Raw genomic sequence first — 20,733 nt, forward strand, 5'->3', positions numbered from 1 at the left:
CGGGCGCTGCGCCGGAGACTGCTCAGGCGGTGCGGAGGGGACAGCGGAGGGGCAGTCTCGGGGAGCGTCGTCGTGGCTCGACCCGCATGGTGACCGCCTCCTTCCGCGTGCGTCCGACCGCGCGTCCGTCGCCCGGTCGGGGATATCTACCCACGCCGCACCGGGGGCGCGCAAGGCATTAAAGGTCCGCGAAAACGCCGAGGGCCCGGCGGGGCTGACGCCCCGTCGGACCCTCGCGCGCGGGAGCGGTCAGGCGATGACCGTGACGTCCCCGATGCCGAGCGCCTTCACCGGCTCGGCGATCACCGAGGCGTCGCCGACCAGCACGGTGACCAGCCGGTCCGGCGGGAAGGCGGCGACCACGGCGCGGGTGGCGGCCGCGGTGTCCAGCTCGGCCAACTGCCGGTAGAAGTCCGCCTGGTAGGTGTCCGGGAGGTACTGCTCGACCTGGTCCGCCAGGGTCGCGGCGACCGAGCCGGCCGTCTCGAACTTCAGCGGGGCGACGCCGACCAGGAACTGCACGGCCTCCTCCCGCTCGGCGTCGGTCAGGCCGCCCTCGGCCAGCGTGCGCAGGATGGTCCAGGTGTCCTGCAGCGCGGGCGCGGTGGACCCGGTGTCCACCGAGCCGCTGATCGCCAGCAGCCCGCGGCCGGAGCCGTCGGCGGCCGAGCGCAGCGCCTGGGCGAACGCCCGCACGCCGTAGGTGTAGCCCTTCTCCTCGCGCAGCACCCGGTCGAGCCGGGAGGTGAGGGTGCCGCCGAGGCAGTAGGTGCCGAGCACCTGCGCGGCCCACGCCGGGTCGTGCCGGTCCGGGCCGATCCGGCCGATCAGCAGCTGGGTCTGGACCGAGCCGGGCCGGTCCACGATGATCACCCGGCCGGTGTCGTCCCCGGCCACCGGGCCGTGCGCGGCCGGCGCCTTGCCGTCGGCGCTCCACCGGCCCAGGGTCGACTCCAGCAGCGCGGCCAGGTCGACGCCGGTGAGGTCGCCGACCACCACGGCGGTGGCGGTGGACGGGCGCAGGTGGGCGCGGTAGAACGCCTCGACCGCGTCCCGGTCGATCCGCTTGACGGTGTCGTTGGAGCCCGCGCGCGGCCGCGACAGCCGGTCGTCGGCCGGGAACAGCGCCGCGTACAGCGCCTTGGCGGCCCGGCGGGCCGGGTTGGCCTGCTCGTGGACGATCTCGTCGAGGCGGTTGGCGACCAGCCGCTCGATCTCGTCGGCGGGCAGCGCGGGGGCCCGCAGCGCGTCGCCGAGCAGGGTCAGGCCGCGCTCCAGGCGGGAGGCCGGGACCTCCAGCGAGACCCGGATCGCCGGGTGGTCGGCGTGCGCGTCCAGGGTGGCGCCGGCCCGCTCCAGCTCGCCCGCGAACTCCTCGGCGCTGAGCGTGTCGGTGCCCTCGGACAGCGCCCGGGCCAGGATCGAGGCGACGCCGTCCAGGCCCTCGGGCTCGGCGGCCAGCGGCGCGTCCAGCACCACGTCGACGGCGACCAGCTGCTGGCCGGGGCGGTGGCAGTGCAGCACCGTCAGGCCGTTGGCCAGGGTGAGCCGCTCGGGGGCCGGGAACGCCCACGGGGTGGGGGTGCCGGGCCGGGGCTGCGGGTGGAACTCCATCGCGGGGGTGTAGTCGCTCACGCCGCCGCCTCCTCGTCGCTGTCGTTGCTGTCGGTGCTCTCGTCGTCACCGGTCGGCTCGTACACCAGCACGGCCCGGTTGTCGGGGCGCAGCCGCGCGGCGGCGACGGCCCGGACCTCCTCGGCGGTGACGTCGAGGACCTTCGGCAGGGCGCTGTTGACCAGCTTCGGGTCGCCGAACAGGACGGCGTAGCGGCACAGTTCGTCGGCCCGGCCGGCCACCGTGGTGAGCCGGTCCAGCCACTCGCGCTCGATCTGCGCCTGGGCGCGCTCCAGTTCCTCGGCGGTGGGGCCCTCGGCGGCGAAGCGGGACAGCTCCTCGTCGACGGCGGCCTCGATCTGCTCCAGGGTGGCCTCGCCGCCGGCCTTGACGTCCAGCCAGCCGAGCGAGGGCGCGCCGGCCAGCCGCAGCAGGCCGAAGCCGGCCGCGACGGCGGTGCGGTCGCGGCGCACCAGCCGGTTGTACAGGCGGGAGGACTCGCCGCTGCCGAGGATGGTGAGCGCCAGGTCGGCGGCGTCGGCCTCGCGGGTGCCGTCGTGCGGGAGCCGGTAGGCGGCCATCAGCGCGCGGGAGGGGACGTCCTCGCGGACCAGTTCGCGGACCTCGGCGCCGATGGTCTCCGGCAGGGCGCCGTCGCGCGGCGGCTGCTTGCCGTCGTGGGCCGGGATCGAGCCGAAGTACTTCTCCACCCAGGCAATGGTCTGCTCCGGGTCGACGTCGCCGACGATCGCCAGCACCGCGTTGTTGGGCGCGTAGTAGGTGCGGAAGAACGTCCGGGCGTCCTCCAGCGTGGCGGCGTCCAGGTCGGCCATCGAGCCGATCGGGGTGTGGTGGTAGGGGTGGCCGTCGGGGAAGGACAGCGCGGTGAGCTTCTCGAACGCGGTGCCGTAGGGCACGTTGTCGTAGCGCTGGCGGCGCTCGTTCTTCACCACGTCGCGCTGGTTCTCCATGGACGTCTCGTCCAGCGCGGCCAGCAGCGAGCCCATCCGGTCGGCCTCCAGCCAGAGCGCGAGCTCCAGTTGGTGGGCGGGCATGGTCTCGAAGTAGTTGGTGCGCTCGAAGCTGGTGGTGCCGTTGAGCGAACCGCCGGCGCCCTGGACCAGTTCGAAGTGCCCGTTGTTGGAGACGTTGGCCGAGCCCTGGAACATCAGGTGCTCGAAGAGGTGGGCGAGGCCGGTGCGCCCCTTGACCTCGTGCCGGGAGCCCACGTCGTACCAGAGGCAGACGGCGGCGACCGGGGTGAGGTGGTCCTCGGAGAGCACCACCCGCAGGCCGTTGGCCAGGCGGTGTTCGGTGATGGCGAGGCCGCTTGCGGGCACGGGGTTGGCCATGCGGGGTCCTTCCCGTCGTCGGTTCCGGAGTGTCCGGGCCGGGGGCGTGTGACGTCCCCCATTGTGGTGCAACGCCCGGTGCCGCCGTCAGGTGTCCGGCCGCGGGGCGCGTTCGCCAGCGGCGGAAGCGGCCCGGGTGACGGGTGGTGTCCCACCGAGGGTCCACAATGGGGGGCGTTCGTGCCCGCGTCCGACCACCCCCATGTCCCGCATGTACCGCAAGGGAGCCCCGCAGCGATGGCCCGCCGCAGTTCGCCCACCCCGCCGCCCGGTGACTTCGAGGAGCGGATCCTCGACGTCGATGTCGTGGACGAGATGCAGGGCTCGTTCCTGGAGTACGCCTACTCGGTGATCTACTCCCGGGCCCTGCCGGACGCCCGGGACGGCCTCAAGCCGGTGCACCGCCGGATCCTCTACCAGGCCAACGAGATGGGCCTGCGCCCGGAGCGCGGCCACGTCAAGTGCGCGCGTCTGGTCGGCGAGGTGATGGGCCGGCTGCACCCGCACGGCGACGCCTCGATCTACGACGCCGTGGTGCGCCTGGCGCAGCCGTTCTCGATGCGGCTGCCGCTGATCGACGGCCACGGCAACTTCGGTTCGCTCGGCAACGACGACCCGCCGGCCGCGATGCGCTACACCGAGTCCCGGCTGACCGCCGCCGCGATGTCGCTGGTGGAGTCCATCCACGAGGACACCGTCGACTTCGGCCCGAACTACGACGGCTCCGAGCAGGAGCCCCAGGTGCTCCCCTCGGCGTTCCCGAACCTGCTGGTCAACGGCGCCACCGGGATCGCGGTCGGCATGGCCACCAACATGCCGCCGCACAACCTGGCCGAGGTGGTGGCCGCCGCCCGGCACCTGATCAAGCACCCGGCGGCGGACCTGGACACCCTGATGCGGTTCGTCCCCGGCCCCGACCTGCCCACCGGCGGCCGGATCGTCGGCCTCTCCGGCATCCGGGACGCCTACCAGTCCGGCCGCGGCACCTTCAAGATCCGCGCCACCACCTCGATCGAGAACGTCACCGCCCGCCGCAAGGGCATCGTGGTCACCGAACTGCCGTACACGGTCGGCCCCGAGAAGGTGATCGGCAAGATCAAGGACCTGGTCAACGCGAAGAAGCTCCAGGGCATCGCCGACGTCAAGGACCTCACCGACCGCGAGCACGGCCTGCGCCTGGTCATCGAGGTGAAGAACGGCTTCGTCCCCGAGGCGCTGCTGGAGCAGCTGTACAAGCTGACGCCGATGGAGGAGACCTTCGGCATCAACAACGTCGCGCTGGTCGACGGGCAGCCGCTGACGCTGGGCCTCAAGGAGCTGCTGGAGGTCTACGTCGACCACCGCTTCACGGTGGTCAAGCGGCGCAGCGACTTCCGCCGCCGCAAGCGCCAGGACCGGCTGCACCTGGTCGAGGGCCTGCTGGTCGCGCTCGTCGACATCGACGAGGTGATCGCGATCATCCGCAGCAGCGACGACGCCGGCCAGGCCAAGGACCGGCTGATGGAGCGCTTCGGCATCTCCGAGATCCAGACCGCGTACATCCTGGACACCCCGCTGCGTCGGCTCACCCGCTTCGACCGGGTCGAGCTGGAGGCCGAGCAGGCCAAGTTGCTCAAGGAGATCGCCGAGCTGACCGAGATCCTGGAGTCGGACACCAAGCTGCGCTCCGTGGTCTCCTCCGAACTCGGCGCCGTCGCCAAGCAGTTCGGCACCGAGCGGCGTACCGTGCTGCTGGAGGCCGGCTCGGTGCCGTCCGCCGCGCTGGCGGTGCCGCTGGAGGTCGCCGACGACCCGTGCCGGGTGCTGCTGTCCTCCACCGGGCTGCTGGCCCGCACCTTCGACCTGGAGCCGGTCACCGAGGAGTCGGCGGCCCGCGCCAAGCACGACGTGCTGGCCTCCGCCGTCCCGGCCACCGCCCGCGGCGACGTCGGCCTGGTCACCACGGCCGGCCGGGTGCTGCGGCTGCCGGTGATCGACCTGCCCGCGCTGCCCCCGGGCACCACGGCGCTGTCCGGCGGCGCGGCGGTCTCCGAGTTCCTCCGGCTGGAGGCCGACGAGCGGCCGATCGCGCTGACCACGCTGGACGAGTCCTCACCCGGCCTGGCGCTCGGCACCGTGCAGGGCGTGGTCAAGCGGGTGGTGCCCGAATGGCCCGCCAACAAGGACGAGTTCGAGGTGATCGCGCTCAAGGACGGGGACGCCGTGGTCGGCGCGGTCGAACTGCGCACCGGCGAGGAGGACCTGGTCTTCATCGCGTCCGACGCCCAACTGCTGCGCTACCCGGCGAACCAGGTCCGCCCGCAGGGCCGCCCGGCCGGCGGCATGGCGGGCATCAAGCTGTCCGACGGCGCGAAGGTGCTCTCCTTCACCGCGGTCGACCCGGCGCAGGACGCGGTGGTGCTGTCGGTCGCGACCGCCTCCGGCACACTGGCCGGCGAGGAGCAGACCAGCTGGAAGCTCACCCCGTTCGACCAGTACCCGCGCAAGGGCCGGGCCACCGGCGGCGTCCGCTGCCAGCGCTTCCTGCGCGGCGAGGACGGCCTGGCCTTCGCCTGGGCCGGCCCGCTGCCCGCCCTCGGCACCAGCAGCACCGGCCAGCCCGTCGCCCTCCCCGAGCGCGACCCGCGCCGGGACGGCTCCGGCACCCCGGTGCCGTCCCCGGTCGCCGCGGTCGGCAGCCGGATGTAGCACGGCGGCGGAGCGCCGACGCGTGAGGGGCGGGCACCCGGTGGGTGCCCGCCCCTCACGCGTCGCACGGACTCAGCGGTACGCCGCCGGGTACTGGCCGGGCGGGTACTGACCCGGCTGATGCTGGCCCGGCTGGTGCTGGCCCGGCTGGTGCTGGCCAACCGGATACTGACCCGGCTGGTGCTGCCCGTACGCCGGCTGACCGACCGGCTGCTGACCGGACGCCTGCCGGCCCTCCGCCTGCCAGCCCTCCACCGGCTTCCCCGGGCCTTCCAGCGGTACCGGCGACAGCAGGAAGTCGCTGCTGTACTGGTGGAAGAAGACGTACAGGCCGTGCTGGGCGGCGATCGCGAGGACCGGCTCCGGCCGAGCACCCCGGTAGTCCCTGCCGCGCACCTCGAAACTCTCGAAGCCCACCCCCCAGCGCAGGTTGGCCCAGCCGCGGAAGGCGTACTTGCGGCCCGGGCCGCCCGCGAACGCCGCGGCCGCGGTGCGGCAGATCTCCGCCAGCCTGGCCTCCCAACGCCGCTGGTCGTCGGTCCACTCCCGAACGAACCTGGCCGGGCCGACGAAGCGGTGCAGCGGACGCAGCAGCATCCGCGCCCAGCCGAGCAGGAACCAGTCCTTCTCTTCGGCGACGTCCATGACCGTCCGCAGCGGGATCCACACCACGGTGAGCACCAGCTCCACCGGAATCAGCACCCACTGCAGGACGAACCACAGCAGCAGTCCGATCCGCCAGCGCCGTTTCGGCTGCCGGGCCGTCTCCGGCATCACCTGCGGCACACCGTTCATCAGCCACCCCCACCAGGCAGGCAGAACTTCAAGACTCCCCCAAAAGAACGTCAACTGCCAGCAATCGGGCCCAGCATAGCCCGGCCGCGACCGGCTCTCCGTGGGCGTACCACCGCGCCCGGGAGGGCCGTCCGGACGTAGGGTGGGCCGGGTGAGCACCTGTACGACGCTGTCGCGCGAACTGACCGAACCGCTGAGCGCCACCGCGGCCACCGCCACCACCTGGCTGCTGCTCGAACAGTCCGGCCCCTGGGGCGCGCAGGCGCTGACCGGGAGCCACCTCGACGCCGGGCTCGGCGCCGCGCTGGACCGGGCCGCCGCGGGCACCGGCGTCCGGATCGCCCTGGTCCGCCGCCCCGGGCGGCACGCCGACACCGACACCACCGCCCGGCACGAGGTGCTGCTCGCCCACACCTCCCCCGCCGACCCGTGGGTCCGCCGCAGGCACGTCGGCTCCCCCGCCGAACTGCTCGGCCTGGACTTCGCCGCCCTCGGCGCGGGCGACCACGGCTCCTTCGGCGCCCCGCACGTCGGCGGCCCGATCGCCCTGGTGTGCACCAACGGCCGCCGGGACCGCTGCTGCGCGCTGCTCGGCCGCCCGCTGGCCGCCGAGATCGCCGCGGCCGGGCACAGCGAGGTCTGGGAGGTCACCCACCTCGGCGGGCACCGCTTCTCCCCCACCATGCTGGTGCTGCCGCACGGCTACGCGTACGGGCGGCTCACCCCCGAGTCGGCGAAGGAGGTGCTGGCGGCGACGGCCGCCGGCCACACCGTCCCCGCGCACTCCCGCGGCCGCTCCTACTGGCCGCGCCCGGCGCAGGCCGCCGAGCAGGCCGTCCGCGAGCTGACCGGCGAGTGCGCCGCCGACGCCCTGACGCTGCACCAGCACCCCGGCGGCTCGCCCTGGACGGTCGACGTCCGGCACTCCGACGGCCGCCGCTGGCGGGCCGTCGTCGCCGAGTCCGCGAGCGAGCCGCCGCGCCCCGAGAGCTGCGGCAAGGCCCCGGGCACCCCGTCCCGGATGGACGTGGTGGAACTCTCGCCGCAGACTCCCTGAGCGGCCCGGACGGCCCCGGACGCGCCGGAGGGCCGCGACGGGGTGGTGGCCCACCCGCCCGTCGCGGCCCTCCGGCGCGTCTCCTCCCGTGCTAGGCCGCGCCCGCGCCCGTCAGGGCCCGCACCTCCAGCTCGGCGAAGCCGTCCTCGTCCGGCCGTTCCCGGTCCGTGACGGTGCCCAGCCACCCGGCCAGGAAGCCGAGCGGGATGGAGACCAGCCCCGGGTTCTCCAGCGGGAACCAGTGGAAGTCGACGCCGGGCAGCATCGAGGTCCTCGCGCCGGAGACGACCGGCGAGAACAGCACCAGCACCACCGCCGGGACGAGGCCGCCGTACACCGACCAGACCGCGCCGCGGGTGGTGAACCGCTTCCAGAACAGCGAGTACAGCAGGGTCGGCAGGTTCGCCGAGGCGGCCACCGCGAAGGCCAGGCCGACCAGGAACGCGACGTTGAGCTTCTGCGCGAACAGGCTGAGCACGATCGCCAGCCCGCCGATCACCACGGCGGAGATCCGGGCCGCGATGACCTCCTCGCGCTCTGAGACCTGCCGTTCCTCGGGTCGCCGCCAGGCCCGCGCGTACAGGTCGTGGGCGAAGGCCGCGGAGGAGGCCAGGGTGAGGCCCGCGACCACGGCGAGGATGGTGGCGAAGGCGATCGCCGAGATCACCGCGAACAGCAGCAGGCCCCAGGTGGAGCCCGCCCCGCCGCCGAGGTCCAGGGCGAGCAGCGGGACGGCCGTGTTGCCCGCGGGGTTCGCCGCCCTGACCGACTTCGCGCCGACCACCGCGCCGGCCCCGAGGCCGAGCACGATCGCCATCAGGTAGAAGCAGCCGATCAGGCCGATCGCCCACATCGTGGAGCGCCGCGCGGCCCGCGCCGTGGGCACGGTGTAGAAGCGGCTGAGGATGTGCGGCAGGCCCGCGGTGCCGAGCACCAGCGCCAGGCCGAGGCTGACGAAGTCCAGTCGGCTGATCAGGCCGGGCCCGTACTTCAGGCCGGGTTCCAGGTACCGGTCGCCGACGCCGCTGTGCTGCGCGGCGGTGCGCATCAGCGCGCCGAGGTCGCCGTGGAAGCGGGCCAGCACCAGCACCGTGAGCAGCACCGAGCCGGTGGTCAGCAGGAACGCCTTGACGATCTGGATCCAGGTGGTGGCGCGCATCCCGCCGACCGTCACGTAGACGATCATCAGGCCGCCGACGCCGACGATGGTCCAGCCCTTGGCGGCGCCGCTGTCGGTGCCGAGCAGCAGCGCGACCAGGCTGCCCGCGCCGACCATCTGCGCGATCAGGTACATCAGGGTGACGACCATCGACGCCAGGCCGGCCGCGGCGCGCACCGGGCGCTGGCGCATCCGCAGCGCCAGCACGTCGGCCAGGGTGTAGCGGCCGGCGTTGCGGACGAGTTCGGAGACCAGCATCAGCACGACCAGCCAGGCGACCAGGAAGCCGATGCTGTAGAGCACGCCGTCGTAGCCGTAGAGCGCGATCAGGCCGGTGACGCCGAGGAAGGAGGCGGCCGAGAGGTAGTCGCCGGAGAGGGCGAAGCCGTTCTGCAGCGGCGAGAAGTCGCGGCCGCCGGCGTAGAAGTCCTCCGCGGCGTGGCCGCGGCGGCCGACCCAGACGGTGATGGTCAGGGTGACGGCGACGACGACGGCGAACAGCGCGATCGCGAGGCCGTGGCTGGGGTGTGGGGTCATCGCAGTTGGTCCTGGGTGTCCCAGCGCAGTTCGAGGGCTGCTCGGTCGCGCTTGGTGCGGGCGTTGCGGGCGTAGAGCCAGGTGAGGACGAAGGTCGAGGCGAACTGGCCGAGGCCGAGCAGCCAGGCCAGGTTGAGCGGCCCGGCGATCCGTCGGCACATCAGGTCCGGCACGAACGCCTGGGCCGCGACGAACAGCAGGTACCAGGACAGGAACCCGGCGCTGGCCGGGAACACGAACGAGCGGTAGCCGCGCCTGATCTCCTGGAAGGCGTCACTGTCCTGGACGCTCCGGTAGACCTCCCGCCCGGCCCGTTCCTCCGGCGGCGCCGGCTCCGCGGTCCGCCGCTGCGCCACCACCCGGGGACGGGAGGCGGCCGCGGCCCACCAGTCGACTCTCTCCTGCTGTGCCACAGCCGACACCTCATCATTTCGGTCACCAGGACCGAACCATGATGGACCGTCATAAACCACCCGGCGCAACCCGCGAAGATACGTTCACCCGAACCAGCTACGGGAAGGTAGGTTCACGAACCGTCGGAAATTCCATGCCTGAAGGCGTACGCCACGGCCTGCGCGCGGTCCCGTACCGCTGTCTTGGCGAAAAGGTTGTTGATATGCGTTTTCACCGTCGCGGGGCTGACGAACAACCTTTCCGCGATCTCCGCGTTGGACAGTCCGGCGGCGATCAGCGCCAGCACCTCGGCCTCCCGCTGGGTCAACCCGTCGGGCAGCGCGGGGCGTTGGGCGGCCTTCGGCCCGGGCACCGGGCCGGGGGCGGGGGCGGCGGGCGCCGGCCCGGGGACGGCCGCCGCCGGGCCCGACAGCCGCTCCAGCAGCCGCAGTTGGACCTGCGGGGAGAGCCCGGCCGCGCCCGAGCGGACGTCGGCGACGGCCCGGGCGATCTCCTCCGCGCCGGCGTCCTTGGTCAGGAAGCCGCGCGCCCCGGCCTGCAGCGCGGAGAACAGCGAGTCGTCGTCGGCGTAGGTGGTGAGCACCACCACCTCGGTGCCGGGGTGCCCGGCGCGGATCCGGCGGGTGGCCTCCACCCCGTCGCAGCGCGGCATCCGCAGGTCCATCAGCACCACGTCGGGGGCGTGTTCGGCGACCAGCCGCAGCGCCTCCTCGCCGTCCGGCGCGGAGCCGACCACGGTGATGCCCGGCAGCAGGCCGAGCAGCATCACGATCCCCTCCCGCACCACGGTCTGGTCGTCGGCGACCACCACCCGGATCGGTCCGTCCGTCACGCCGGCACCCGCAGCAGCACGCGCCACCCTCCCTCGTCGGGGCCCGCCAGCAGTTCGCCGCCGAGCAGTTCCGCGCGCTCGCGCATCCCGAGCAGACCGTACCCGCTCCCGCTGTCCCCCAGCACGGGGTGCGCCCCGCGCGGGGCCGCGGAGTTGCGCACCCGCAGCTCCACCTCCTGCTCCCGGTAGGCGAGCCGGACGTCCACCCGGCCGCCGGGGGCGTGCTTGCGGGCGTTGGTCAGCGCCTCCTGGGCGACCCGGCGCACCGCCAGCCCGGCCTCGGCGGGCAGCGGCCGCGGGACGCCGTCGACGGTCAGTTCGGCCCCGGCCCCGGCGGCCAGCTCGGCCACGAACTCGGCGACGGGGGTGAACTCGCCGCGCAGCGCGGACAGCGCCTGCCGGGTCCCGGCCAGGCCGTCCTGCGCCATCCGCCGGGCGGCGACCACCCGTTCGCGGACCTCGGCCCGCTCGGCCCCGGCGTCCAGCATCAGCCGGGCCGCCTCCAGGTGCACCAGTTGCGCGGACAGGCTGTGCGCGAGCACGTCGTGGATCTCCCGAGCGATCCTGGCCCGTTCGGCGAGCGCCGCGCTCTCCGCCCGCGCGGCCTGCGCGGCCCGTTCCTGGGCGAGCAGGGCGCGCTGCGCGGAGCGGGCCTGGCTGTCCAGCCGCAGCAGGTAGCCGAGCAGGCCCATGCCGCCCGCGACGGCCAGCATGGCCAGCAGCGAGTCGTGCGAACCGAGGCCGTAACTCGCGATCGCCGCACCGGCGGTGGCCAGTCCGGCGGCCAGCGGCAGCCGGATCACCGCGAGCACCGCGAGCCCGCACCAGATCACCGAGGCCAGGGTGTCGGCCCCGCCCCCGTGGGCCAGTCCGGCGGTCGCCAGCAGTCCGGCGGCGCAGCCCAGCGCGGGCCACAGCCGCCGGGCCCGGCAGGCGAAGTACCAGCCGGTGAACAGGCCGGCCGCGGCCGTGATCCAGCCGATCGGCGGCAGCAACCGCCAGCCGGAGTACCGGTGTTCGGCGAAGGTGCCGAACACCACGGCGCCCAGCATCGCGGTCCGGCCGAAGAGGGACAGCGTGATCCGGGCCCGCGAACTGCGTTCCCTGATCGGGACGTCCCCGGCGGGCCACCGGGTCCAGCGTTCCAGTGTGCTCACCGGACGATCCTCTCAACAGCGGTGCCGCCGGATTCGGTCGGAGTCCGGCGGCGCCTTCGTGACGTGCCGTCAGGCGGCCAGGGCGTGCCCGCCGTCCAGCTGCCGGGCCCGCCACTGGACGGCCACCGAGCGGACCAGCAGCAGCAGGCCGAGCGAGAGCAGCAGCACGCTGCCGGACTGGTGGACGTGCAGGGCGACGCCCACGCCGAACCAGGCGGCCCGGACCAGGAGCGCGCCGACCCAGGCGAACGCGGTGGCGGTGGTGCCCCGGCTCCACAGCGAGCCGTCGGCCTCGCGCCAGATCCGCACCGTCCAGCCCCAGACGCAGCCCATCCCGGCGGTGGTGAGCAGCGAGCCCGCCACCAGCAGGACGGAGGCGGCCCGGTGGTCCGGGTCGATCAGCACCGGGTCGCGCAGCGCGACGGCGGCGAGCACCAGCGGGATCAGCCAGAAGCGGCGCTCGGTGTCCAGCCGGCGGGCCCGCAGCTGCCGGCCCACCACCAGGACGATCACGGCGACGGCGATCAGGACATCGGACAGGGCGGTCATCTCAGTGCCTCCAGGCGGGGGTGTTCTCGACACCCGGAACGCTACGGAGGACGGGCCGCCGGGTCCTCGGAGCGCGGGTTGATCCCGCACGCGGAAGGGCTCTCCACCCCAGGGTGGAGAGCCCTTCCGCACCGGCTCGCTCAGGCGTCGATCCGGGACCGGTCCAGGGTGGCCGCCGAGTCGACGATGAACTCGCGCCGCGGCGCGACGTCGTTGCCCATCAGCAGGTCGAAGGTCTTCTCCGCGGACTCCAGGTCGCCCAGGTTGATCCGGCGCAGGATCCGGAACCGCGGGTCCATGGTGGTCTCGGCCAGCTGGTCGGCGTCCATCTCGCCGAGGCCCTTGTAGCGCTGGATCGGGTCCTTCCAGCGCAGTCCCTTGCCCTGGAACTGCAGCAGCGTGCGCCGCAGTTCGGCGTCGGAGTAGGTGTAGTGGTACTTCTCCTGGCCGCGCTTGGGGTTGGTCAGCTCGATCCGGTGCAGCGGCGGCACCGCGGCGAACACCCGGCCCTGCTCGACCATCGGCCGCATGTAGCGGTGGAACAGCGTCAGCAGCAGGGTGCGGATGTGCGAGCCGTCGACGTCGGCGTCGGCCATGAAGATGACCTTGCCGTAGCGGGCCTGGTCGATGTCGAACGTCCGGCCCGAGCCCGCTCCTATCACCTGGATGATCGAGGCGCACTCGGCGTTCTTGAGCATGTCGCTCACGGACGCCTTCTGGACGTTCAGGATCTTGCCGCGGATCGGCAGCAGCGCCTGGAACTCCGAGTTGCGGGCCAGCTTGGCGGTGCCGAGCGCGGAGTCGCCCTCGACGATGAACAGCTCGCTGCGGTCCACGTCGTCGCTGCGGCAGTCGGCCAGCTTGGCGGGCAGCGAGGAGGTCTCCAGCGCGGTCTTGCGGCGCTGCGCCTCCTTGTGCTGCCGGGCCGCGACCCGGGTCCGGGCGGCCGCGACGACCTTCTCCAGCACCGCCCGGGCCTGCAGCTTCTCGTCCTTCTTGGCGGAGGTCAGGAACGCCTTCAGCTCCTTGGCGACCACCGCGGCGACGATCCGGTTGGCCGCCGAGGTGCCGAGCACCTCCTTGGTCTGCCCCTCGAACTGCGGCTCGGCCAGCCGGACGGTGATGACCGCGGTCAGGCCCTCCTGGGCGTCGTCCTTGGTGATGTCGTCCTCGGCGACCCGGAGCAGCTTGGCGGCCCGCAGCGCCTCGTTGACGGTCTTGGCGAGCTGCCGCTCGAAGCCGGTGACGTGGGTGCCGCCCTTGGGGGTGGAGATGATGTTGACGAAGGAGCGCTGGGTGGTGTCGTAGCCGGCGCCCCAGCGCAGCGCGATGTCCACCCCGAGCTCGCGGGTGACCTCGGTGGGGGTCATGTGCCCGAGCTCGTCGAGCACCGGGACGGTCTCCTTGAAGGTGCCCTCGCCGCGCAGCCGCAGCACGTCGGAGATCGGGCGGTCGGGGGCCAGGAACTCGCAGAACTCGCTGATCCCGCCGTCGTACCGGAAGGTCTCCTCGGCGACCTGCTCGCTCTCGGTGAGCCGCTCGTCGCGCACCACGATGGTCAGGCCGGGGACCAGGAAGGCGGTCTGCCGGGCCCGGCTGTGCAGCGACTCCAGCGAGAGCCGGGCGTCCTTGAGGAAGATCTGCCGGTCCGCCCAGTAGCGGATCCGGGTGCCGGTGCGGGTCTTGGCGAACTTGCCCCGCTTGGTCATCCCGCTGCCGGGCTCGAACTTCGCGTCCGGCCCCTCCCCCGCGTAGGCACCGGGGGTGCCGCGCCGGAAGCTGATCGCGTGGGTGGCGCCGGAGCGGTCCACCTCCACGTCCAGCCGGGCGGACAGCGCGTTGACCACCGAGGCGCCGACGCCGTGCAGACCGCCGGAGGCCGCGTACGAGCCGCCGCCGAACTTGCCGCCCGCGTGCAGCTTGGTCATCACCACCTCGACGCCGGACAGCCCGGTCTTGGGCTCCACGTCCACCGGGATGCCGCGGCCGTTGTCGCGCACCTCGACCGAGCCGTCCTGGTGCAGCAGCACCTCGATCCGGTCGCAGAACCCGCCCAGCGCCTCGTCGACCGAGTTGTCGATGATCTCCCACAGGCAGTGCATCAGGCCGCGGCTGTCGGTCGACCCGATGTACATGCCCGGCCGCTTGCGGACCGCCTCCAGGCCCTCCAGGACGAGCAGATGCCGCGCGGTGTAGTCGGACCCGCCCTCACCGGTCACCAGAGAGGACGGGCCGGTCTTTTCTCCACTCACGCTCTGCACTCCTCCATGACGTTGACGGACACCCCCGCATGCTCTCAGCAACTGAGATCCGGGTCGCTGAGGTCCGCGCTCCTTGTACGCGCTGCGCGAACAAGGTTCCCGCCCCGGGGGCGGTTCCCAGCCTGCCATCCCCTGCCGACACCACGGGTCCTGGCGGATCCGGGCGGCCGGGGAGGGCTGCGGAGCTGCTGCGATGCGGTTCAACGGGTTCCGGGACGGGGCTTATGCTCCAACCCAGCGGAGGATTATGCTACGCGGACCTCGCACCCCGGCCCGATCGGGCGTTCGAGGTGATCCGCCGGTCACGGGAATCGGCACGCATGAACCGCCGTTGTCCGGGGCACGTCCTCAACAACAAGACGACGGCAGAATCCTCAAAGAGAAAAGCCACGAGCGGGAACGAATTCGACCTGGTTGGATGTTGATCCTGGTACACAGCTCGTCGAGCTAGAGAAGAGGCGACGTGACTACTGTTCTGACCCCTGCGAGCCCGCTCACCGCGGCAGACCGCTGCGACCGTTGCGGCGCTCAGGCTTACCTGCGCGTCGTCCTCTCCAGCGGCGGAGAGCTGCTGTTCTGCGCCCACCACGGGCGCAAGTTCGAGCCCGAGCTCAAGAAGATCGCCGTGGAGATACACGACGAGAGCGACCGCCTCTCCGGCACGCCGGCGGTCGCGGAGGAGGGGGAGCGCTGACGCTCCCGCTGCTCTCCCGAGCTGCCCGGCTGCTCCTCAGAGCTGCCTGAACGGCCGGGTGGCCCACCCTTCCCAGGGGCGGGCCACCCGGCCGTGGCGTTTCCGCCCGGCCGCCGGTGCCCGGGCGCTCACAGCACGTTGTGCACGGCCTCCGAGACCGCCGCGATCCGGGTGTACACCCCGGGGTGGTCGGCCTCCGCGCAGCCCGCGCCCCAGGAGACCAGCCCGGCCAGCCGCCCCGCCACCAGCAGCGGCCCGCCGCTGTCGCCCTGGCAGGCGTCCCGGCCGCCCTGCGCCTCGCCCGCGCACACCATGGTGCGGGCGTCGTAGGCGCTGTCCGAGCCGCCCGGGTAGGCGTGCCCGCAGGTCTCGTCCGAGATGACCGGCACGGTGACCTGGCGCAGCGTGTTCGAGTAGCTGCCGTTGCCCCGGGTGTCCCCCCAGCCGAACACGGTGGCCGGGGTGCCCGGCGCGTACGGCTCGGTCTCGCCCGGGTTCACCAGTCCCAGCACCGGCCGGTCGTCCTGCGGCTCGGTCAGGGTGATCACCGCCACGTCCCGGGTGTTCGCGGTGAAGCTGTAGCCGGGGTCGATCCACACCCCGCGCACCGCCACCTCCCGCCCCGCGGTGCCCCGCAGGTCGTCCCGCCCGACGATCACCCGCAGCCCGGGCCGGTCGGTCGGACGGGCAGTGGTCTCGTCGTAGAAGCAGTGCGCCGCCGTGATCACCTTGGTCGGGCTGATCAGCGCCCCGCCGCAGAACTGCCCGGAGCGGGCCGAGCCGAACTGCTGCCGGCTGGCCAGCGCCACCATCCACGGGTGGTCGCCGGTGCTGGCCCCCGTCCCGCCGATGATCCGCCGCTGCGCGGCGGCCGGCCCGGCCGCGCCCAGCGCGATCAGCGGGGCGGGCAGGGCGGCCAGGGCGACGAGCGCGACCGCCCGGCGGCGGAGCAGCCGAGGCGCGAACGTGTCCAGGAAGGGCACCGGTTCTCCAGGGGGTTCGGCGGGGTTCGGGGCACGGGAGCGGGCGCCGCGCGGACCCGGGTCCGGCCGCCGTGCGGACGGGCCGCCGCTCCGTGCCGCGACAACCGGCCCAGCGTAGTCACCCGCTCACCCGCCGTGCCCGCCCCGCGGCCCCCCGCCACCCCATCGGGCGACCCCCGGACACGCGAACGGGCCCCTCCGCCGTGGCGGAGGGGCCCGTTCGCGTGACGTCTCGCGTGGCGTCCGGACCGGATCGGTCCGGGTGCCGGATCAGTCCAGGTAGTCGCGCAGCACCTGGGAGCGCGACGGGTGGCGCAGCTTCGACATGGTCTTCGACTCGATCTGGCGGATCCGCTCGCGGGTCACGCCGTAGACCTTGCCGATCTCGTCCAGCGTCTTCGGCTGGCCGTCGGTCAGGCCGAAGCGCATCGAGACCACGCCCGCCTCGCGCTCGGACAGGGTGTCCAGCACCGAGTGCAGCTGCTCCTGGAGCAGGGTGAAGGAGACCGCGTCGGCCGGGACGACCGCCTCGGAGTCCTCGATCAGGTCACCGAACTCGCTGTCGCCGTCCTCGCCGAGCGGGGTGTGCAGCGAGATCGGCTCGCGGCCGTACTTCTGGACCTCGATGACCTTCTCGGGGGTCATGTCGAGTTCCTTGGCCAGCTCCTCCGGGGTGGGCTCGCGGCCCAGGTCCTGGAGCATCTGGCGCTGCACGCGGGCGAGCTTGTTGATGACCTCGACCATGTGCACCGGGATGCGGATGGTGCGGGCCTGGTCGGCCATGGCGCGGGTGATCGCCTGCCGGATCCACCAGGTCGCGTAGGTGGAGAACTTGTAGCCCTTGGTGTAGTCGAACTTCTCGACCGCGCGGATCAGACCGAGGTTGCCCTCCTGGATCAGGTCCAGGAAGAGCATGCCGCGGCCGGTGTAGCGCTTGGCCAGCGAGACCACCAGGCGGAGGTTGGCCTCCAGCAGGTGGTTCTTGGCGCGGCGGCCGTCCTCGGCGATGATCTCCAGCTCGCGCTTGAGCTTCGGGGCGAGCTTGTCGGCCTGGCTCAGCTTGTCCTCGGCGAACAGGCCGGCCTCGATCCGCTTGGCGAGCTCGACCTCCTGCTCGGCGTTGAGCAGCGGGACCTTGCCGATCTGCTTGAGGTAGTCCTTGACCGGGTCGGCGGTGGCACCGGCCACTGCGACCTGCTGGGCCGGGGCGTCGTCCTCGTCGTCGTCCGAGAGCACGAAGCCCTGGTCGGTCTCCTCCTCGGCCTCGCCCTCCTTGCCGTCGCCGGGCAGGGCCACGTCCTCAAGGAGCTCCTCCTCGCCGATGACCTCCTCGTCGCCCTTGGCGCCGGGCTTGCCGGCCGCGGCGGTCTTCTTGGCGGCGGTCTTCTTGGCGGGGGCGGCGGCCTTCTTGGCCACCGCCTTCTTCGCCGGGGCGGCGGCCTTCTTGACGGCGGCCTTGGCCTCGGCGACGTCGATGCTCTCGACGACGGTGACCTCGGTGCTGGTCACCGAAGCGGAGACGGAGACGGGCGGGGCGATGTTCGCCGCAGGGGCGATCCGCACCGGGGGCTTGGTCTGGGCGACCGGCGTGCGGGTGGTGACCGCCTTGGTCGCGGTGCGCTTGGTGGTGCTCTTGGCCGCGACGCTCTTGCGCTTGGCGCCGGCCGGCTCGGCCGCGCTGACCATCAGCTCCACCCCCTCCTCAATCAGCACCTGGTTGAGGCTGCGCATGACGTTCTTCCACTTGGTGACCGGGATCTGGTCCGCCTCGAACGCGTGGCGCACGTCGTCACCGGCGATCTGCCCCTGGGCCTTGCCCCGCTCGATGAGCGCCAGCAGTGCCGCGGACTCGGCGATCTCGGGGGGAAGCGAACGGGATGTGCTGGCCGACACGAACAACCTCTCGGACGATGAGTGGACACGAACCCGCACCGACCGGCCCGACTGCTCGGGCTCGGGCGGGGAGGACGGTGACCGGGGTCTGCAGGACGGCAGCAGCGCCGCGGACCAACACAGCCAGCTGGCTTGTGGTGATATTCCGGAGCTGCTTCCGCTCCGTACACATCGCTGCCGCCACTCAAGTGTTACGCATGCCCGTCGTGGCGCCCGTCACACCACCCGGCGGCCGGTGCGGGCTGCCCCGAGCGGCCTATCCGCGGGGCGCCTCCGGTCCCCCGCCCGGCCCCTTCCGAACCCTTCCCGACCCTTCCGCCTCCTCCACCCCTTCCGGCCCTTCCGGCCCCTCCGGCCCTTCCGGCTCTGCGGCGGGGGCGGGAGGCCGGGGGCCGGGGGTCGGGGCGGGCCCGGAGCGCCGATGGCCCCCCGGCTGCGCGGGTGGGGCAGCAGAAGGGCCATCCGGTCGGAGCGGCGGTCGGGGTGGACCGCTCAGTGCTCGCGCGGTGCGGGGACGGAGTGCTCGACCTCCGGGTGGACGGTGAGCAGCGCCCGGACGGCGGCCTCGGCGGCGGTGCCGTCACCGGTGCCGAGCGCGTCCACCAGCCGGGCGTGCAGGCTGACCGCCGACTCGGACGGGCGCTCGCAGGTGGTGCCGGAGCCGCCGGAGACCTGGAGCGCGCCGGCCACGATCCCGGACAGGTGCTCCAGCATCCGGTTCCCGGCCATCTGCAGCAGCAGCCCGTGCAGCTCGGCGTCGGCCCGGGAGTAGCTGACCAGGTCGCCCTGGCTGCCGGCCTGGCCCATGATCTCGGTCAGCTCGACCAGCCGGTGCTGGACGTCCTCCCGGCCGTGCCCGGCGGCCAGCCGGGCGGCCAGCGGCTCGATCGCCCAGCGCAGCTCGAACAGCTCGCGGCGCTGCTCGTCGCGCTGCGGGCCGAAGGCGCGCCACTCGATGATGTCGGGGTCCAGCAGGTTCCAGTCGCTCACCGGGCGGACCCGGGTGCCGACGTTCGGCCGGGCCGAGACCAGGCCCTTGGCCTCCAGCACCCGGAGCGACTCGCGCACCACGGTGCGGGAGACCTCGAAGCGCTGGCCGATCTCCTCCGGCACCAGCGGGCGGTCGGCGCCCAGGTCGCCGGAGACGATCATCTGGCCGAGCTGCTGGACCAGCTGGCCGTGCAGGCCGCGGCCGCGGCTGCTGGTGGTCTTCCGACCGACCCGGGAGAGGTCGTTCTCCGCCCCCTCCCAGCGGGGGGCGGGCGGGGTGGGGCGGTCGGCGTACGGGAAGCGGTCCAGCTCGGAGGCGGAGATCGACTCGGCCTGGCGAGCGGCGGTCACGGTGGGGTGCGCAAGGGTACTCACGCCATCCTTTGTCGGCGATCGGCGGAGCCGCCTTGAGCATTCTCCTGAAAAGCACACGAAAGGGTGATCGACCGTGTCTGGATAATTGACTTCTTATCAGTCGTAAATGCTCATACCGGTCATCCCTTGCCGTTTCCCCCGGCCGTTCCTCCCGCCCCCGCTGTCACACCGTCAGGGCCCCTCCGGGTGCCCCTCCCCCGGCCCTCCGCCCGCCGGGGTCACAGGCTCCGGCGGCGCAGCTGGGCCAGCACCGCGGCCAGCACCAGCAGGGCGGCGGGGGCGAGCAGCGCGGCCAGCACCACGCCGTCCAGCGCGCCCGCGGTCCGGTCGGCGGCGTCGCGGACCCAGTCCAGGCCGTACTGGAAGGGCAGCAACTCCCTTACCCAGAGAGGCCAGTTGCGTCCCGTGCGGTGCAGCAGCAGACCGGCGGTGGGCTCCAGCAGGGCGGGCAGCGCGCCGGTCAGCAGGATGCCGACGACGGCACTGCGCACCAGCGAGGTGATCAGCAGGCCCGCCCAGCCGCCCGCCACCGCCACCGCCAGGAACGCCGCCAGCGGACGGCCGATCCCGCCCGTCGCGAACGGGGCGGCGGGCAGGCCGGACGGGTCGAACAGGGCCGAGGCGTCCACCCCGGCGGGCAGCACGAGCCGCGCCGCGAGGGCGTTCACCCCGAGGGTGAGCGCGGCCAGCAGGAGCGCCGCCGCGCCCACCACCAGCGACTTGGCCAGCAGCGCGGCCAACCGGCGGCCCACGGTCACCCGCGAGGCGGGCAGGCCGGGCCAGCGGGTCTCGTTGCCGTAGGCCAGCGCGCCGAGCACCGCCGCGGCGAGCGCGGTCAGCGGCAGCGGCAGGACCGGCACCACCGCCGCGAGCGACCGCACCGCGTCCGGCACCGCCAACTCCCCGGCCGGCAGCCGGGTCGCGGTGAACACCGCCGCCGCCGCGTTCAGTACCAGCGCGCCCGCGACCACCACCCACGTGCTGCGCACCCCGCGCAGCCGACGCACCTCACTCGCCACCACCCGCACGGTCACTCACTCCCGTTCTCGTCGTCGGCGGCGCCGCTGTGCGCCGCTCCTCGCGGATCCGCCGCGTCCGCACCGGCGGGCGGCTCCCCGCCCGGCTCCCGCGAGCGCCCCGCCGGTGCGGCCGGGCGCAGGCCGGTGGATCCCGCCGACCAGGGGCGCCCCGGGAAGGGGTGCACGGGAGCGGGGTGCTGCCCGACTCCCCTGATCCGGGCGGGCGTCAGCAGTTCCGCGTCGGTCGGGTTGGCCGCCAGGTGCTCGGCGTCGACCACCCCCCGCCCGGGCTCCGGCCCGGCCGCCCCTGACCCCGTCGGACGGGCCGTCGGGCGCACCGTCGAACGGGCCGCCGCCGGGCGGG

Annotated in this window: 16 protein-coding genes and 1 pseudogene; 3 read left to right on the forward strand and 14 right to left on the reverse strand. The window is 73.5% G+C overall.

What is annotated here, in order from left to right:
• Nucleotides 1-249 precede the first annotated feature (249 nt).
• Together ACWEO5_RS23185 and ACWEO5_RS23190 are read right to left on the reverse strand one after the other, a co-directional pair.
• Nucleotides 250-1,614 (reverse strand): M16 family metallopeptidase, encoded by a 1,365-nt coding sequence (locus ACWEO5_RS23185; protein ID WP_452164215.1) that lies wholly within the window; start codon nt 1,612-1,614, stop codon nt 250-252.
• A gap of 17 nt (nt 1,615-1,631) precedes the next feature.
• Nucleotides 1,632-2,966, reverse strand: coding sequence for a M16 family metallopeptidase (locus tag ACWEO5_RS23190; protein ID WP_452164203.1), 1,335 nt, complete (start codon nt 2,964-2,966; stop codon nt 1,632-1,634).
• A gap of 237 nt (nt 2,967-3,203) precedes the next feature.
• Between ACWEO5_RS23190 and ACWEO5_RS23195 the strand changes: the two genes are divergently transcribed.
• Nucleotides 3,204-5,654, forward strand: coding sequence for a DNA gyrase/topoisomerase IV subunit A (locus ACWEO5_RS23195; protein WP_344552612.1), 2,451 nt, complete (start codon nt 3,204-3,206; stop codon nt 5,652-5,654).
• Nucleotides 5,655-5,726: 72 nt separating this feature from the next.
• On the opposite strand, the gene ACWEO5_RS23200 is transcribed toward ACWEO5_RS23195, so the two are convergent.
• Entirely contained in the window at nt 5,727-6,449 is a 723-nt protein-coding gene (locus ACWEO5_RS23200; protein ID WP_452164204.1) for a hypothetical protein, read from the reverse strand.
• Nucleotides 6,450-6,600: 151 nt separating this feature from the next.
• Between ACWEO5_RS23200 and ACWEO5_RS23205 the strand changes: the two genes are divergently transcribed.
• A complete protein-coding gene (locus tag ACWEO5_RS23205; RefSeq protein WP_452164205.1) occupies nt 6,601-7,506 on the forward strand; it encodes a sucrase ferredoxin in 906 nt (301 codons plus the stop codon).
• Between the two features lie 91 nt (nt 7,507-7,597).
• Here the strand turns inward: ACWEO5_RS23205 and ACWEO5_RS23210 are convergent, their stop codons facing one another.
• The 6 genes from ACWEO5_RS23210 to ACWEO5_RS23235 form a co-directional block, all read right to left on the reverse strand.
• Nucleotides 7,598-9,202 (reverse strand): solute symporter family protein, encoded by a 1,605-nt coding sequence (locus ACWEO5_RS23210; protein ID WP_452164206.1) that lies wholly within the window; start codon nt 9,200-9,202, stop codon nt 7,598-7,600.
• Nucleotides 9,199-9,615 carry a DUF485 domain-containing protein gene (locus tag ACWEO5_RS23215; RefSeq protein WP_452164207.1) on the reverse strand — a complete coding sequence of 139 codons (417 nt, stop codon included), beginning with the start codon at nt 9,613-9,615 and terminating at the stop codon, nt 9,199-9,201. The genes ACWEO5_RS23210 and ACWEO5_RS23215 overlap by 4 nt, the downstream gene beginning before the upstream one ends.
• Before the next feature lie 113 nt (nt 9,616-9,728).
• On the reverse strand, nt 9,729-10,448 hold the full coding sequence (locus ACWEO5_RS23220; protein ID WP_452164208.1) for a response regulator: 720 nt from the start codon (nt 10,446-10,448) through the stop codon (nt 9,729-9,731).
• Nucleotides 10,445-11,605 (reverse strand): sensor histidine kinase, encoded by a 1,161-nt coding sequence (locus ACWEO5_RS23225; protein WP_452164209.1) that lies wholly within the window; start codon nt 11,603-11,605, stop codon nt 10,445-10,447. Before ACWEO5_RS23225 ends, ACWEO5_RS23220 begins: the two co-directional genes overlap by 4 nt.
• Nucleotides 11,606-11,674: 69 nt before the next feature.
• The gene (locus ACWEO5_RS23230; RefSeq protein WP_452164210.1) at nt 11,675-12,154 is read right to left on the reverse strand and encodes a DUF1453 domain-containing protein; all 480 of its coding nucleotides are present in this window, start codon (nt 12,152-12,154) and stop codon (nt 11,675-11,677) included.
• 140 nt (nt 12,155-12,294) lie between these two features.
• On the reverse strand, nt 12,295-14,406 hold the full coding sequence (locus ACWEO5_RS23235; protein WP_344552620.1) for a DNA gyrase/topoisomerase IV subunit B: 2,112 nt from the start codon (nt 14,404-14,406) through the stop codon (nt 12,295-12,297).
• A gap of 472 nt (nt 14,407-14,878) precedes the next feature.
• Between ACWEO5_RS23235 and ACWEO5_RS23240 the strand changes: the two genes are divergently transcribed.
• Nucleotides 14,879-15,109, forward strand: a complete 231-nt coding sequence (locus ACWEO5_RS23240; protein WP_014138480.1) for a DUF7455 domain-containing protein — start codon at nt 14,879-14,881, stop codon at nt 15,107-15,109.
• A gap of 128 nt (nt 15,110-15,237) precedes the next feature.
• On the opposite strand, the gene ACWEO5_RS23245 is transcribed toward ACWEO5_RS23240, so the two are convergent.
• From ACWEO5_RS23245 to ACWEO5_RS23265, 5 genes and pseudogenes are all read right to left on the reverse strand, one after another.
• Entirely contained in the window at nt 15,238-16,092 is an 855-nt protein-coding gene (locus ACWEO5_RS23245) for a S1 family peptidase (protein WP_452164211.1), read from the reverse strand.
• Between the two features lie 270 nt (nt 16,093-16,362).
• Entirely contained in the window at nt 16,363-17,985 is a 1,623-nt protein-coding gene (locus ACWEO5_RS23250; RefSeq protein ID WP_452164212.1) for an RNA polymerase sigma factor, read from the reverse strand.
• A 492-nt stretch (nt 17,986-18,477) separates the two neighbouring features.
• Nucleotides 18,478-19,350, reverse strand: a complete 873-nt coding sequence (locus ACWEO5_RS23255; protein WP_452164213.1) for a FadR/GntR family transcriptional regulator — start codon at nt 19,348-19,350, stop codon at nt 18,478-18,480.
• Nucleotides 19,351-19,568: 218 nt separating this feature from the next.
• A complete protein-coding gene (locus ACWEO5_RS23260; RefSeq protein ID WP_452164214.1) occupies nt 19,569-20,369 on the reverse strand; it encodes a hypothetical protein in 801 nt (266 codons plus the stop codon).
• Between the two features lie 11 nt (nt 20,370-20,380).
• Nucleotides 20,381-20,733 (reverse strand): annotated as a pseudogene (locus ACWEO5_RS23265) (hypothetical protein); the annotation flags it as partial.

The organism is Kitasatospora sp. NPDC004272, assembly GCF_053603035.1.